The organism is Lysinibacillus pakistanensis, assembly GCF_030123245.1.
Taxonomy (GTDB): domain Bacteria; phylum Bacillota; class Bacilli; order Bacillales_A; family Planococcaceae; genus Lysinibacillus; species Lysinibacillus pakistanensis.
The window spans coordinates 464,373-480,602 of record NZ_CP126101.1; the positions used below are offsets into that span (position 1 = coordinate 464,373).

Here is a 16,230-nt window from a genome sequence, read left to right on the forward strand (position 1 = left end):
CTTTTTATGTTGGTTGGGATTGAATATAGTAAAGCATCTTTTCCTGATGATTAATAAAAAGTGTTTTTGCATGCTCGTTTAAGTCGAAAATTTCCTGAATATATTCATGAAGTAGCTTTTGTTCATATTCAAAAGAACGCGGATCTTCATTTTCTAATACATATGATAATAAAAGTGTATGTAATACTAATACTTCTAAGTTTTGTGTATTGGTAATAAATTTTAAATTGAGGATAGTGGTATGCGAAATAAATTCATTAACATAATCAATAGCATTCTGATAAACAGTCATATCTATATGAGGTTCTAGCCTCTTTCTTAATAACGTACATTTATTGTTTAAGTCTTGAATTTTTAAAAATAAACCTCTAACACTTCGTTTATGCTGTTGTTCTAAGGTACGAGCAAGGTGTTTATTGACATGGGACATTTGAACAAAGCTCCTTTCCACGTAAAGTCATCCTCTATTAATATGAATGGAAATGTTGGAAAAGGAAAGAGTCTTTTCGTTTAATTTGTACCTTAATTTAACATAATAAGAGAGACAAAAATACTAATTGCAACATGATGAGGTATTTTACATAAAAAAAGTAGAGTTAATATCATACGATAGTAACCCCACTAATGTAATCTAGATTGAATGCTATTTCCAATTAAAACCTTTTTTAGCTAAGAACTCATTAATATGTGGACGACGTTGTTCAATTAAAAAATCAGCCATTTGCTTTGTCCAGTTGTCAATTTTTCTATTGGAAGAACGGCTATTATAATAAGCTTCTAGTGTTTCGTTATAAATTGGTAAAAGTTCCTCATATTGTTGTACATTGTATTCATTTTCATGTAGGATAGCAGCGACTGGTAATCGAGGCTTTACCTCATTACGGCGAGCCGGAACCCCAATTGTTAAGCCGAAAAGTGGGAAAACATAATCAGGTAAATTCAATAACTCACTTATTTCCGCTGGTTTGTTACGAACACCACCAATATAGCAAATACCGTATCCCATTGATTCTGCGGCAATGACAAAGTTTTGAGCAAATAATGCTACATCTGCAACCCCAACAAGCACGTTTTCGGCTGTATCTGCTACAATTTCCACACCTTCTAGTTTACCAGCCATTTGTAGACGTTTAAAATCCACACAAAAGACAAATGCAGCCCCAGAGGTTTCATATTGACGAGGGTTACCGGAGAGCAAGCCGAGCTGTTCCTTTTTCTCCTCATCTGTTACCCAAATAACGCTATAAGCTTGTACAAAATGAGATGTAGCAGCCATTTGCGCAGTAGTAATTAACTCCTCTATGATATCCTTCGAAATTGGATTACCATCATAAATACGAACTGAAGAGTGGTTGCGTAATAAATCTTTAACCATTTAATATTCTCCTTTTCCCCTTATATATGAAAAGCATATCACGCTTTTTCTTCAAAATCGAATGTATTGGGCGTTTAAATTATTTTCGGATAATTTATAAATACATAAAATTTCTCGAAAAACGAAATATTTTCTTGGATATAGATTAAATATTCTAAATAGTATAATATTATTTATGCGACGGTTTATTTGGTTAAAATTCTAATGTTTGGAAATAGCAACGAGGTATCTACCAAGTAATCTAGTTAAACAAAAATAAAGTGGGATGGAGGAATAAGGAATGGAAGAAAAGTTAGCGAAAAAGCTTCGTAATGAACAGCTGCGAAGCAAGGTTGTCACAGCAGAAGAAGCAGCATCTTGGATTAAGGATGGTATGGTACTTGGGATGAGTGGTTTTACACGTGCTGGAGATGTTAAAGTTGTGCCACTTGCACTTGTTGAAAAAGCTAAAAAAGAGAGCTTTCAGGTAGATGTATATACAGGTGCATCATTAGGCCCAGAAGTTGACCAATACTTAGCTGAAGCTGGCGTTATTCGTAAACGTGGCCCTTTCCAGGCGGATGCGGGAATTCGTAATAAAATCAACAGCGGTGATATTATGTTTGTCGATGCGCATCTTTCACATAATGCAGAATTGGTACGTCAGGGCATTATAGGTCCTATTGATTTTGTGATTATCGAAGCGGCTGCTATTACAGAAGATGGCTTACTAATTCCTACAACTTCAGTTGGTAATTCTCCGATTTTTGTGCAAGAGGCCGATCAAGTTATTATCGAGCTGAATGTGGCTCAGCTAGATGCATTAGAGGGAGTACATGATATTTTTGTTCCAGGACCACAAGGAAAACGTGATCCAATTCTATTACAAAAGGCTTCAGATAGACTCGGAACAATTGGTATTTCACTAGATTTAGAGAAAGTAAAGGGTATAGTAATTTCAGACATTTTAGATGCGCCATCAACAATTGTTCCAGCTGATGAGGAAACAGATATTATGGCCAATCATTTATTAAACTTCCTTCGTGATGAAATTAAAGTAGGCCGTTTAACGACGAGTTTACGTCCAATCCAGTCAGGAGTAGGCTCCGTGGCAAATGCTGTATTATTGGGCTTCAAAGACTCCGAGTTTGAAAATTTAGAGGTCTATTCAGAGGTGCTACAGGATGCTGTATTCGAATTAATTGATGCTGGAAAAGTAAGCTTTGCATCTGCTACTTCTATTACCCTGTCAGAGGAAGTTGGAAACCGAGTTTACGGTAATTTTGATAAATATGCTGATAAACTAGTATTACGCCCACAGGAAATTTCCAATCAGCCAGAAATTATTCGCCGACTCGGGCTAATTTCAGTGAATACAGCGCTGGAAGTTGATATTTACGGTAATGTGAATTCAACCCATGTTTCAGGCACAAAAATGATGAATGGTATCGGCGGTTCTGGTGATTTTGCACGTAATGCACGATTAGGTATTTTTGTTACAAAATCTTATGCAAAAGGTGGAAATATCTCAAGTATCGTTCCGATGGTATCACATGTGGATCATACAGAGCATGATGTAGATGTAATCGTGACAGAGCAGGGGGTTGCTGATTTACGTGGACTGGCTCCAAAAGAGCGGGTTGCACTAATTATTGATAACTGTGCACATCCTGAATACCGTGAGCAATTATGGAAGTATTTTAATGATGCTAATGAAGCAACAGGCGGACACCATACTCCACACGACCTAGAGAAAGCGCTTTCATGGCATGTGAATTATGCAAAAAGTGGTACTATGAAGGAAGCAGCATTATCAAAATAATAGAATAGGTATAATAAAAGCCTTGTAGGACAGTTAATGATTCCTTCAAGGCTTTTGTGTTAATTATGGTACCCAAAAGAACTGTATGGGTTGCCAGAGAACTGATAAGTGCCCTCCAGAATTGCTCGGGTCCCCCGGAGGACTGCTCAGGCGCCCCCCAGAATTGCTCGGGTCCCTCGAAGAACTGCTCGGGTCCCTGGGAGAACTGCTCGGGTCCCTGGGAGAACTGCTCGGGTCCCTGGGAGAACTGCTCGGGTCCCTTGAAGAACTGCTCGGGTCCCTCGGAGAATTGCTCGGGTCCCTCGGAGAATTGCTCGGGCCCCTCGTAGAACTGCTCGGGTCCCTCGTAGAACTGCTCGGGTCCCTCGTAGAACTGCTCGGGTCCCTCGTAGGAACTGCTCAGGTCCCTCGTAGAACTGCTCGGGTCCCTCGTAGAACTGCTCGGGTCCCTCGTAGAACTGCTCGGGTCCCTCGTAGAACTGCTCGGGTCCCTCGTAGAACTGCTCGGGTCCCTCGTAGAACTGCTCGGGTCCCTCGTAGAACTGCTCGGGTCCCTCGTAGAACTGCTCGGGTCCCTCGTAGAACTGCTCGGGTCCCTCGTAGAACTGCTCGGGTCCCTCGTAGAACTGCTCGGGTCCCTCGTAGAACTGCTCAGGTCCCTCGTAGAACTGCTCGGGTCCCTCGTAGAACTGCTCAGGTCGCTCAAAGAACCGCTCAGTTATCTCAAAGACTTACCCAGATACCTATTAAAATACTTAGGGCTCTATCTATTTACAATAATCCAATCCATTTCCAATAAGTTGCGGAGAATAGAAGTACTAGGATGAAACCAATAATGGTTAATGGAATACCAGATTTCAAGAAATCCTTTGTTGTAAACGCTCCTGTACCATAAGCAAGCATATTTTGCGGTGCGCTTATTGGTAAAAGAAAGCCAAAGCTAATCACAAATTGCTGTACGATAACGAAACCAACTTGGTCAACGTTAGCCGTTAATGTGGAGGCCAAAACGATAAACACAGGTACAAGCGCTGATGCTAAGCTTGTCGCACTGGCAAAACCTAGGTGAATAAGAATATTAAATAGTGTAACCAATGCAATTGTTGCTAGAATCGGCATAGTATCTAGACCAAGTGAACCAAACACTTTGTCAGATAACCATGATGCACCTTTCGTATTCAATAAAACTGTACCTAGCATAATACCTACCGCAAAAACGATAATGGTTCCCCAAGGAATATGAGGCTCCACTTCCTTCCATGTATAAACACCGATTTTCGGCATTAATAGAATAGCGATAGCAATAATTGTGACTGTTGTTGTGTCAAATGGGTGTAGCTTGCCTTCAGTTGCCCAGAAAAATAATAAAATCATTGACGTGATGATTAAACGGATCTCGGGAGCTTTTAATGGGCCTAGTTCTGCAAGCTGCTTTTTGATTACCTCTTTACCGCCTTCTATGTTACTAGTCTCAGGCTTAATCAGAGAAATCATAATGAAAAATAAAGCTATAGACATGATAATCGAGAAGGGGGCAGCGTAGAGTAACCAGGCACCCCATGAAATATCCACATTAAATTGTTCTTGAATAAAATTTAAAGCGACCATATTTTGAGCAGCAGCTGTCTTAATCCCAATATTCCAAATGGAGACGGCCTGTACGGAGGTAATGACAAGTAACGCAGCAAGTCGGCTATCACGCGGCAAACCAAATGCAGCAACCATTCCAAGTAGTATTGGGACTACTGCGCCAGCACGTGCTGTAGCAGAAGGAACAAAAAATGCGAGTGCTATAGATACTAAAATGGCACCAAAAACAATTGCTTTTGTTTTAGTCCCTACAAGTGAAAGTATCCATAGGGCGAGTCGTTTATGTAAGTTGGTGATTTGCATTGCTGCTGCTAAAAATAGAGCTGCGGCTACTAGGGCGACTGCAGAATTACTAAACCCACTTAATGCTAATTTTAGAGCACCTGCTGTTCCTAATTCTGCTGTTGGATCGTCTATTGACGGAGCCAGTCCTAGTAAAACGGTTACCAGTGCAATAATCATGGCAGAGCTGACGGGATATGAAACTGCCTCTGTTACCCAAAGGATGACTGCGAAAGCTAAGATGGCTAAGGCCCGTTGACCCGCAACAGGTAAATCGCCGTTATTAGGTAAAAAAATAATGATGATTAATGAAGCAAAGGCTAAAGCAATCCAAAGTGGCTTTAAATTACGTTTTTCGCCTGCTTGTTGAAGTGTAGACATATTTTCTCATCCTTTCTACGATAAATATGACGATTATTATCTATAACATCGGTCAGTAAAATGTTTTATTAAGAAAATAATTTGTCTATTTATTGGAGAAAAAATTAGTATGTGAAATACTCTGTTTTTACAGCATTAATAGTAAATAAAGAGAAAATATATGGTCATAGAAAAGACAAAAACATCCAAAAAATTATTATTTCTTTTTGAAAGCTGAAGTTACTTTAGGCTCTGTTCCTTTGACTAATCGTTTAATATTTTCAATATGCAAAATGACAGCTATTCCAAAAAGTAGCAAAGCAATGATCGTTGGACCCATCCCAGGAATCCATAAAAAAGTTGCTGTACAAAAAACAAGATAAAACTCTAAAACGCCGACGATTAAATAGTTCGTTGCAAAAGATAAAATGACAAATAAAATAAGTGCAAATAAACCAATTTTCCAATCAACAGCAAGCAATATCCCTATGATGGAGGCTGTACCTTTCCCCCCGTTAAAGCCCATATGGAATGGGAAATTATGACCTAGAATGACACCAGCTGCTATGAGATAGGTGAAGAGCCAAACTTGTACCTCTGTGTATTGTGCTGCATCTGCAAGAAAGAAATGTGCACCGATAATTGCTAATACACCTTTACCAATATCAATAAGCGCTACTAGTACCCCGTATTTCCATCCAAGGGAAAGGGTTGCATTGGATGCACCTGCATTCCCATGGCCAGTCTTTTTTAAATCTACCCCAGATAAAAACTGTGCCACTTTAGAGCCATGAAGACAGCCGATAATATAACCAACGATAATAAATAAAATGATGGTTTTAATCACAAAAATCCTCCTTTCTAAATAAATATTAAAATAGTGTATGCGTTCATATTACGTAAAGAAGCAGACTGAAGTTTCGGAAAAAATAAAATTTTAGTGTTGACAGAAAAAATGTCTATGTTTATACTGTGTAACAACGATGGAAATTGAATCTCAATACTCTTATCAAGAGCGGCGGAGGGATAGGCCCTATGATGCCCGGCAACCAGTAAGTGACGAACTTGCTAAGGTGCTAATTCCTACAGATTCTTACTTGGATCTGGCAGATAAGGGGAGGAAAACTTGCAACCGCAACCCTCTTCTTAGCTGAAGGGGGTTTTTGTTTTCTACTAAAAAATCCTCCTCATCTCCGGTACCATCGTAAAAAAATAACCATTTGGAGGTACAAAATGACAAATTTTAAACCAGAAACATTGCTGTTACATGGTGGCCAAGAGCCCGACCCAGTAACAGGATCTCGCACCGTACCTGTATATCGCTCAACGGCTTTTGTTTTTAAAGACACTGCTCATGCGCAACGTCTTTTTGCCTTAGAGGAAGCCGGCAATATTTACACACGTATTACGAACCCAACTGTAGATGTTTTTGAAAAACGCGTCGCTTTATTAGAAGGCGGTACAGCAGCAGTAGCACTTTCATCTGGTGCAGCAGCTATCGCATTTTCAATTTTAAATCTTGCAGGAGCGGGGGATGAAATTGTTGCCGCTAGCTCTTTATATGGTGGTACTTATAACTTATTTGCCAACACATTACCAAACTACGGTATTAAAACGATTTTCGTAGATGAAACAAATCCTGAGAACTTCAAAGCAGCAATCACAGATAAAACAAAAGCGGTATTCGCTGAAATTTACGGTAACCCAAGTTTAAAAGTACTAGACATTGAAGCAGTGGCTAACATTGCACATGAAAGCGGCTTACCATTAATTATTGATAGCACTTTTGCTTCACCTTATGGCTCTACACCAATTGATTTCGGTGCCGATATTGTCATTCACTCCGCAACAAAATGGATTGGTGGACATGGAACGACTTTAGGTGGCGTTGTAGTTGATGCGGGAAAATTTGATTGGACTCGTGGTCGTTTCCCAGGATTCACTGAGCCAGATGCTTCTTATCACGGTTTACGATATGGCATTGACACAGCAGCTGCTGCATTTGCTACAAAACTGCGTGTACAATTACTACGTGACTTTGGACCAACACTAAGTGCTGATGCAGCCTTTAATTTTTTACAAGGTTTAGAAACGCTTCATTTGCGTATCCCTAAACATAATGAAAATGCTTTAGCAGTAGCCGAATATTTACAAAACCACCCATCTGTGGAATATGTAAATTATAATGGCTTAGAAGATTTCCCTACACATGATTTGGCTAAAAAATATTTAAGAAATGGCTTCGGTTCTGTGCTTACATTTGGCATTAAAGGTGGACGTGAAGCAGGGCGTAAATTAATTGATAGTGTGAAATTATTCTCCCATGTAGCTAATGTAGGGGATGCTAAATCATTAATAATTCACCCAGCTTCTACTACACATCAGCAACTATCAGCTGAAGAGCTAATTCAAACTGGTGTAACCGAGTCGCTCATTCGCTTATCAATCGGTTTAGAGGCAGTAGAGGATATTATTGCAGATTTAGAACAAGCAATTGAGCAAGTAACAGCTTCACAACAAAAGGTTGAAGCATAAAACATAGGCTAGTGTTGTGGCGTTTACGTATTTTCTCATTCGATAAGCCTCATTTGGTAATGCGTAAAACGTTGCTACATCCAGCGCTTATCTCATTCGATAAGTTATCAGAAATTTTTCGTAAATAATACCTAGTAATTTTATAAGTATTATTGACTTAAGTAAAACCATGCTATATACTAGGGTATAAGTTAAACGTTCGAAAGGCTACCAACCTAGAACTAATTTTCGGCATCGATTTTTGCCTGATTCGGTGCTCCAAATGATACTTTGATTCCATTTGTTTTCATAAGTGCTCCCCCACTTTTGAAATATTTATGAGTAGCTGCCAGCCAGCAGCTACTTTCACTAAAAAAACTGATGTTAAAGGAGTGTTTTAAATGGGAAATGTTTATAGTGCACAAAACATTGCATCTTATCTTATTTATGAACTAAATGAAGGTCATGTGTTTGTGAACAACATGTCCATTCAAAACATACTGGCATCAGTTGAACGTAAATGGCGACAAATTTTTGGACATTCTGCTTTTGAGGAAAACGTTTATGCAAAAGAGGAAGGCTATACAGTAAAAGAAGTTTTTGAGGCATATGAAAAATATGGAGCAAGTCATATTCCTCTACCTGCCACAGAGTTCTATTTAAAATATGGCACATTTCAACTAGTTGAACGTACGTATGCTATACCAAATTTTACACCAGATGAGATAGGACTTGTTCAGCAAGCAATCACACAATATCGTTATCAATTGTTAATAAAAGCTAGTTAATTCTCCCTCATATATTTGAGCTCATTCTCTGCTGCTACAGGGAATGAGCTTTTTAATTAACAAAAAAAGGGAGTAAGTTATTTTTGTAAATAATTTTATAATTATCTATCAAAAGAACAATTTTTATAGATGTTGTAACATACATATATAATAGAAGAAAGACAATCCTTTTATCAATTTCGCCTTGGCGTAATTGTAGCTGCCGCTTTGCTTTCGCTACAGATAAACAATGCGTCCGGATTTTGAATTGTGCCTGCACAATTCATTCCTTCTAAAAATCCGTGACATTCGCCGGAGGCTTTATCTTCATTCAGTAAGTGTTTGGACACCCACTAAAAAGGAACCAAAACCGCATTTATCTCACCATCTGTAGAGGTAGGAGTCTCCTGTATCTGCCGCTGTCGCTATGCTTTCGATACAAAAAAACATCTGCCGAATGAAGATAAAAAATCGTCAATAATTGTTCATAGATTATAGAACATCTTAAAAAACGTATAATAAAGGGAATGAAACCGATTTCTTCTGCACGTCTAGGGAAAACAAATGTCCTTCCTAGAAAGATTTTTCTTGTGCAATGTATGTATTTGCGTTACAATTTTCTTTAAGTTAAATTTTGAATTATTTGAATTTGTGTGCTTGTCAGTTTATCTCCATAAGACAAATTTATTCATGACTGAGAGTGAAATATCAAATATTTATACAAGTTACTTTACGGGTTGTGCACAATTCAGAATTAGTACGGATGAAGCTAACGCTTAAATATAATGAAACTGCGGAATGTAAGTTGGAGGGAATAACAGGAATGGCAACTATAAAGGCAGCGATTTTAGGATTTGGAACGGTAGGTCAAGGGATTTACCATATATTAAACGAAAAGCGAGAAGAGCTTAGACATAAATTAGGCATTGAGTTAGAAGTAGCAAAAATTTTAGTGACAGATGCTAGCCGTGAACGTGTACCAGGCACGGCACATTTGATGACAACTAGTATGGATGATGTATTAGCTGAACCGGGCATGCAGGTTGTATTTGAGGCAATCGTGAATGAAGAGCCAGCATTTACGTATTTAAAGCGTGCAGTTGAACATAAATGTCATGTCATCACTGCTAACAAGGTAATGTTCGCTAAAAAAGGCTTAGAGCTACAGGATCTTGCGAAAGCAAATGGCGTTTTTGTAGGCTACGAGGCGACAACGGCAGGCGGAGTACCTGTCATTAAAACAATGAAAAATATTTTACTTGTCAATGACGTAAGCCGTATTCAGGGTATTTTAAATGGAACTTGTAACTATATTTTAACGAAAATGCGTGCAGAGGGATGGTCATTTGAGACGGCACTCAAAGAAGCGCAAAATTTAGGGTACGCAGAGGCAGACCCATATAATGATATCTCAGGTCAAGATTCCTTCAAGAAATTAATGGTGTTAAGTGCATTGGCATTCGGTGAGCAACCGGATTGGGCAGATGTAGAAGTGATTGGCATTGATAGTATTTCTGCTGAACAGGTAAAGGAAGCAACTGCAAAGGGTCTGCGCTATCGTCACGTTGCAGAAGTAGAAAAACTGGCAGGTGGTAAGATTATAGCTAAAGTAGAGCCTTTATTAGTAGACGCAGAACATCCATTGTATCCTGTAGATGATGTCAATAATGCTGTTGCCTTAGACACGAACTATATCGGTACTTTGACGCTTGTCGGACCTGGTGCAGGCATGTATCCTACAGCAAGTGTTATGGTTGAGGATTATGCTGAAATTATTGGTAAGCGTGCTGGATTTCTAGTGAGTATTTAACTTCTTTCATTAAAAATCTCCCACCACGACCTCTATAGGTGGTGAGATGAATGTCAAATTAAGCTACTTTTCAGTGGGTGTCCAAACACCCGCTGAAATAAGTTAAGCCTCCGGCGGATGTCACTGAATCGAAAATGTTAGCCTAAAATCATCGCATCCATGAGATAACGGCTAACTGACCTTCGTCACGCAGGCCTAAGCACAAAGCCGATTCCAGACAAGATTATGCTGAGGCTTAATTGATATAGTAAAACGCAAAGTTACAAGGATTGTTACTTGTTAACTTTGCGTTTTTCTTGTTGAACAACGTTAATCCTCGTCCTTCACATCGATATCCTCAGGTATTGGAGTATTACGCCAAATCTCTATTTCTTCTTTGATACGCTCTAACTGATCAAAGTAGGTATTAAACTGTCCGCTATTAATTAAAATTTGGTCTCCATCATATACAGATCGAATACGTCCCTCGTAGACTAACCGTAGAATTTGATCTTCAGACATACCAAGATCTATCGCTGTTTCTTCAACTGTTTTATACATAAGTTTCGCCCCTTTTATCTTGATTCAGCAAATCTTTACTGTGCGAAAGCGAAGCGACAGCAGCATATTTTTACTGTGCGAAAGCAAAGCGTCAAGTAAAGATGCTTCCACGCCATAGTAACAGGATATTTCTATTCAGCGAGTATAAAAAAGCCCGCTGAAATAGAGGAACTCAAGCTAAGATCTTCACATCCGTGAAAACGCCTGAGTACCAACACCGTGTTGGCTTAGAGCCACTGATGGGTGTAGGAATTTTGAAGAGGAGCTTTTCGAACAAGCTCGAAAAAATCCGGACGCAATTACGCTGGGCATAATTGATCGCTTTTATTATAACTTCCTTTTCTAAGAAAAGCATAATCATCACTTAGGTAATTGTTTGATTTTGGATAAATCTGTATTATTAAAGGTGATGATGTTTTCGATGAGGGAGGAGCTATTATATGATATTTTCATTTTTTGTCCTTCTGACTACTTTATTATTGGCATGTAACGATTTGTTCTATCATTGGTGGAGGGTTATTCATTAAAAGCTTAAGAAATTCTTCATTTTTATAATAAGTGGTTTTTAAGATTTAAACGGTACAATTTAATTGAGAGCGAGGTGTATATCATGACGAAACTAACAGTTCTTGTTACAGACGATGATCAAGATATTCGTGATGGTATTGAAATCTATTTAAAAAATGAGGGCTATAATGTAATAAAAGCTGCTGATGGTTTAGAGGCGCTTGAAAAGCTAAACAACAATGAAGTACATTTAATTATTTTAGATATTATGATGCCCAATATGGATGGCATAACAGCAACATTTAAAATTAGAGAAGAGCGCAATATTCCAATTATTATGCTTAGTGCTAAGGCAGAGGATGGTGACAAAATTCATGGATTATCTGTTGGTGCAGATGATTATGTAACAAAGCCTTTTCATCCTTTAGAGCTACTGGCACGTGTAAAATCACAGCTTCGTCGTTATGTACAGCTTGGGACGTATAATGAAGGGGCAACAAAAATAGAAATTGATGGACTGGTATTAGATGAAGATGCTAAAGAAGTCATTTTAGAAGGAGAACCAGTTCGATTAACACCGATTGAATATAAAATTACGGAATTATTAATGAAAAATGTAGGGCGTGTGTTTTCAATTCGGGAAATTTATGAGCGTGTTTGGAATGAGGAAGCCTATAATGCAGAGAATATTGTGGCTGTTCATATTCGAAAAATACGTGAAAAAATTGAAGCAGATCCGAAAAATCCACGCTATTTAAAGGTGGTATGGGGCGTTGGCTATAAAATGGAAAAATAAAATTGAACAATATGTAACAATAATTGGTTTCGTAGCAGGAGTTATTGGGTTAATTTATTTTGGTATCTATGCCTATCAAATGGTAAATGCTCGCTCTTCTGAGGTACTGCAATTACTTGAAAGAATTTTTTAGAGAGGAGTGTGCAGCATGTTGAAAAAATGGAGAACCCTTCTTGCACTTTTGTGTTTAATTTGGGCTGTTTTCAGTATATTTACATTCACTAGGGTAGGGTATCAATATATTGGAAAATCTTATTTTCAATCTGAAAATTTTCAGCATGAAATTGATAATTTTCAATCACAGCTAGGACCATTAGTGTTAAATTTACCAACTGCTGACGATTTAAAAAGTAAAATAGAGGTTACGCAAGATGAAATTGAAGATCACCGCAATTATTATGGGTCATTAGGAGAACAGATCGATAATATAAAGGCTCAATATGAGAGTCGCATTCAGGAAGCTACCAATGTGAATGCAACGGATTTAAAAACAAAGCTTGAAAAAGAACGTGATGAAAAGATAAAAGATATTACAGCTAATTTTGAGGATGATGAGCATGTCCGAAAAAAAATCCTTGCTCAAAAAGAAGAAGTCATTGATCAATATGTAAAGGCAGCAAAAGATGAAGCAAAAAGTTTTGTGAAAAACTATAATTATTGGTCCTATGAATTAACAAACACAGATACAGGTAAAATATATCGTTCAGGTGATGTTTCTGAAAGCAGTACCTATAAAATAAGATATACTCCGCAGCATCCATTAACTACCTGGAACATTAGTGATAATTTAAGTCATATTTTTTATCGAACAGATACTAGTGTGGAAACAGAGACTTTAAGAGAAACGTCTGACTACACGGGTACAATTACGATTTCTAAAAAATCAGCTCAATTAGCAGGTATTATGGAAGGCTATGAGCAGTTTACACGAAATCAGTATATTTTCTTCTTTATTTGGATAACAGGTATTTTAGCAGCTGTTTTTGCATGGAAAGGGCGCAAAGAAGTGCTACAGGTGGTACAGGGTATCAAGGAAAAAGAAGCCCTTGCTAGGATGAAAATTGATTTTCAGTTAATCATTTTGTTTATATCTGGCTGTATATATTGGGCGGCATCAGAAATTACCTTTGAATCCATCGAATATCACTACCAAAATAATTATGTAAGCTATGTACTCGATTTTTTATTTAAAGTAGGGGTACTCTTTATTGTTGGTATTTTGTTCTATGTCCAGCTGATCTGGTTGTATGATCGGGTGAATACAGCCAAGAAATTAGAGGGGAATTTAAAGTCAAGCTATTTATGGGCATTAGGGGATTCGATGACTGATTTATTTATCAATCGATCCATCGCACTACATTCTATTGTCATGATTAGTGCAGCATTTTTCGGTGGTGGTAGCCTTGTTGCTTCCATTTTAATGGGTAGTAGATTCCCAGTACTAGTTCTGGGTATTTGTACAATTATAGGGGTTCCGTCCCTTGTTGTCTTCTTATCTAGAATGGGCTATTTAAACAGAATTATGAAGGATACTAAGGATATGGCAGAGGGACGCTTAAACCGTGATGTCCAGATAATAGGCAAATCGCCACTTAAGGAACATGCAGAAAATCTTAATCATTTAAGAGAAGGTGTTCGTACATCTATGCATGAACAGGCAAAAAGTGAACGTTTAAAAACAGAGCTTATTACGAATGTTAGTCATGATTTGCGAACACCACTGACATCTATTATTACCTATACCGATTTACTAAAAAATCCTGACATTACAGAGGAAGAGCGCAAACAATACATTCATATACTAGATAAAAAATCAGAGCGTTTAAAAGTTCTAATAGAGGATCTTTTTGAGGTTTCAAAAATGGCAAGTGGCAATATCGAGCTTCATCGAAGTAGAGTTGATTTAACACAGTTAATACAGCAGGCAGTAGGGGAGCATGAGGAAGATTTAGTACAGGCTCATTTAGATTTACGTATAACAAAACCTAATGAACCATTATATGCTTATGTCGATGGGCAAAAATGGTGGAGGCTAATCGATAATTTAATTGTCAATGTATTAAAATATGCATTAGAAGGTACAAGGGTTTATGTAACATTGAAACGTACAGCAGATGGTGATGCTGAATTTACGGTAAAAAATGTAGCTAAATATGAAATTAGCGAGGATGCTGAGGAGTTATTTGAACGCTTTAAACGAGCAGATGCTTCCCGACATACAGAGGGCTCAGGGCTGGGCTTAGCAATCGCTCAATCCATCGTAGATCTTCATGATGCTCGAATGAGTATAGATGTAGATGGTGATTTATTTAAGGTCATCGTTCGTATTCCAGCAGTATAGTTAAAACAGCGGCAAGTGGTTTGCCGCTGTTTTTTTATAAGCCTAAGTTTTTAGCTATAATTACTTTCATGACTTCATTGGTTCCTGCATAGATGGACATAACAGGGATATCTCGGTACCTTCGAGCAATTTTATATTCTTCCATATAACCATAGCCACCATGTAATTGCATGCATTGGATTGCAAGCTCACGTGCATTTTCGGTGATCCAGTATTTAGCCATTGATACTTTTGTGACTACATCATGTCCTGCAATATGTTCTTCAATTAAGGATTCTAAAAAGGCTTTACCTAGCTCGATTTTTGTGGCCATTTCGGCTATCTTAAATTGAGTATTTTGAAAATGACCAATGGATTTGCCAAATGCTTCTCTGGATTTTACATAATCAATTGTCAAGGCTAACATATCCTCAGCAGCCGTCTGTGCAGCAATAGCTACCGCTAAACGTTCCTGCTGTAGCTTTTCCATCATATAGATAAAGCCTTTTCCCTCTTCACCAAGAAGGTTTTCTACAGGCACTCGACAGTCCTCGAAATATAGTTCTGCTGTATCCTGTGCATGCATCCCAACCTTATCAAGTTTACGCCCTTTTATGAAACCTGCTGTGTCACCCTCGATGACTAGAAGGCTTATGCCACGATGTTTTTTTTCAGCCTGTGGATTCGTTTTCACTGCAACAACTGCTAAATTTGTATGAATGCCATTTGTGATAAATGTTTTTTGCCCATTCACAACATAATGATCACCGTCGCGAATAGCTGTTGTTTGAATATTTGCTAAATCAGACCCTGCTCCTGGTTCCGTCATTGCAATGGCAGTTATATAATCGCCTGTAACACATTTAGGCAACCAGCGTGCTTTTTGCTCTTGTGTGCCATATGCTTCGATGTAGGGCACAACAATATCATTATGCAGGCCAATGCCAATAAGACTGGAGCCTATTCTTTCCAGCTCCTCTTGAATGATGACGCCAAAGCTAAAATCCAATCCAAGACCACCGAATTGCTCTTCTACCTGTGGACAGAGATAGCCCATTTCTCCAAGCTTATGCCAAAAGCTAAGTGGTATGAGGTGATCCTTTTCCCATTGTGCATAGTTTGGCTCGGCTTCCTCTGCTAAAAACTTACGTATAGTTTTACGGAATAACTCATGCTCTGCTGATTCAAATTTATACCTTGTCATTTGAATAACACCCCTTTTAGCTAGTAAATACGTAAATATACTTTCTTGTTTGTTATAATACTGGAAAAAATGTGAAAGTGGAAGTGCTATATTATATTGAGTAATTCATGAAAGATGACGAAAATGTCACTAATTCCATGAAATTGTCATGTAAAACGTGAGAAAAAGTAGATAGACATAGGTACAATTTAATTGGCAATAGACACTCATTTTCTCTAGAAGTTTATCTTGACTTAGCAGATCTTTATTGTGCGATAGCGAACATTAGGTACAGAATACGTTACACCACTATAGGCCACGAGATGAATGTGATTTCCTTTCTTATTCAGCGTTCGTTTGTACGCCCGCTGAAATAGAGGAACTT

13 protein-coding genes and 1 riboswitch are annotated in these 16,230 nt (G+C 38.2%); of the genes, 7 read left to right on the forward strand and 6 right to left on the reverse strand.

From position 1 onward, the window contains the following. Positions 1 to 4: 4 nt before the first annotated feature. Positions 5 to 430, reverse strand: a complete 426-nt coding sequence (locus tag QNH24_RS02340; RefSeq protein ID WP_283870576.1) for a hypothetical protein — start codon at positions 428 to 430, stop codon at positions 5 to 7. 213 nt (positions 431 to 643) lie between these two features. Next, positions 644 to 1,375 (reverse strand): class II chromate reductase ChrR, encoded by a 732-nt coding sequence (chrR, locus tag QNH24_RS02345; RefSeq protein WP_283870577.1) that lies wholly within the window; start codon positions 1,373 to 1,375, stop codon positions 644 to 646. 280 nt (positions 1,376 to 1,655) lie between these two features. Here chrR and scpC point away from each other — a divergent pair, with 280 nt between their 5' ends. Beyond that, positions 1,656 to 3,176, forward strand: coding sequence for a succinyl-CoA:acetate CoA-transferase ScpC (gene scpC, locus QNH24_RS02350; RefSeq protein WP_283870578.1), 1,521 nt, complete (start codon positions 1,656 to 1,658; stop codon positions 3,174 to 3,176). A gap of 771 nt (positions 3,177 to 3,947) precedes the next feature. Here scpC and QNH24_RS02355 read toward each other — a convergent pair. Both QNH24_RS02355 and QNH24_RS02360 read right to left on the reverse strand, forming a co-directional pair. After that, positions 3,948 to 5,429, reverse strand: a complete 1,482-nt coding sequence (locus QNH24_RS02355) for a DASS family sodium-coupled anion symporter (protein ID WP_283870580.1) — start codon at positions 5,427 to 5,429, stop codon at positions 3,948 to 3,950. Between the two features lie 196 nt (positions 5,430 to 5,625). Beyond that, positions 5,626 to 6,255 (reverse strand): glycerol-3-phosphate acyltransferase, encoded by a 630-nt coding sequence (locus tag QNH24_RS02360; RefSeq protein WP_283870581.1) that lies wholly within the window; start codon positions 6,253 to 6,255, stop codon positions 5,626 to 5,628. 156 nt (positions 6,256 to 6,411) lie between these two features. Beyond that, a riboswitch (SAM riboswitch) is annotated at positions 6,412 to 6,525 on the forward strand. Positions 6,526 to 6,641: 116 nt separating this feature from the next. Here QNH24_RS02360 and QNH24_RS02365 point away from each other — a divergent pair. The 3 genes from QNH24_RS02365 (at position 6,642) to QNH24_RS02375 (ending at position 10,499) form a co-directional block, all read left to right on the forward strand. Further along, positions 6,642 to 7,943 (forward strand): O-acetylhomoserine aminocarboxypropyltransferase/cysteine synthase family protein, encoded by a 1,302-nt coding sequence (locus QNH24_RS02365; protein WP_283870582.1) that lies wholly within the window; start codon positions 6,642 to 6,644, stop codon positions 7,941 to 7,943. A gap of 380 nt (positions 7,944 to 8,323) precedes the next feature. After that, the gene (locus tag QNH24_RS02370) at positions 8,324 to 8,710 is read left to right on the forward strand and encodes a hypothetical protein (protein ID WP_283870583.1); all 387 of its coding nucleotides are present in this window, start codon (positions 8,324 to 8,326) and stop codon (positions 8,708 to 8,710) included. A gap of 802 nt (positions 8,711 to 9,512) precedes the next feature. Continuing rightward, entirely contained in the window at positions 9,513 to 10,499 is a 987-nt protein-coding gene (locus tag QNH24_RS02375) for a homoserine dehydrogenase (protein ID WP_054772148.1), read from the forward strand. A 309-nt stretch (positions 10,500 to 10,808) separates the two neighbouring features. On the opposite strand, the gene QNH24_RS02380 is transcribed toward QNH24_RS02375, so the two are convergent. Continuing rightward, positions 10,809 to 11,039: a MerR family transcriptional regulator gene (locus QNH24_RS02380; RefSeq protein WP_283870584.1), complete on the reverse strand. Its 231-nt coding sequence runs from the start codon at positions 11,037 to 11,039 to the stop codon at positions 10,809 to 10,811. Positions 11,040 to 11,649: 610 nt separating this feature from the next. On the opposite strand from QNH24_RS02380, the gene QNH24_RS02385 reads away from it, so the two are divergent. Genes QNH24_RS02385 through QNH24_RS02395 form a run of 3 tightly spaced genes read left to right on the forward strand, consistent with a single transcriptional unit; the run spans position 11,650 to position 14,683 of the window. Then, positions 11,650 to 12,342, forward strand: coding sequence for a response regulator transcription factor (locus QNH24_RS02385; RefSeq protein ID WP_283870585.1), 693 nt, complete (start codon positions 11,650 to 11,652; stop codon positions 12,340 to 12,342). Continuing rightward, on the forward strand, positions 12,320 to 12,475 hold the full coding sequence (locus QNH24_RS02390; protein WP_283870586.1) for a hypothetical protein: 156 nt from the start codon (positions 12,320 to 12,322) through the stop codon (positions 12,473 to 12,475). Before QNH24_RS02385 ends, QNH24_RS02390 begins: the two co-directional genes overlap by 23 nt. A gap of 15 nt (positions 12,476 to 12,490) precedes the next feature. After that, positions 12,491 to 14,683: an MFS domain-containing histidine kinase gene (locus QNH24_RS02395; RefSeq protein WP_283870587.1), complete on the forward strand. Its 2,193-nt coding sequence runs from the start codon at positions 12,491 to 12,493 to the stop codon at positions 14,681 to 14,683. Between the two features lie 34 nt (positions 14,684 to 14,717). On the opposite strand, the gene QNH24_RS02400 is transcribed toward QNH24_RS02395, so the two are convergent. Further along, complete coding sequence (locus tag QNH24_RS02400) at positions 14,718 to 15,866, reverse strand: acyl-CoA dehydrogenase family protein (RefSeq protein ID WP_283870588.1); 1,149 nt, start codon at positions 15,864 to 15,866, stop codon at positions 14,718 to 14,720. Positions 15,867 to 16,230: the final 364 nt, after the last annotated feature.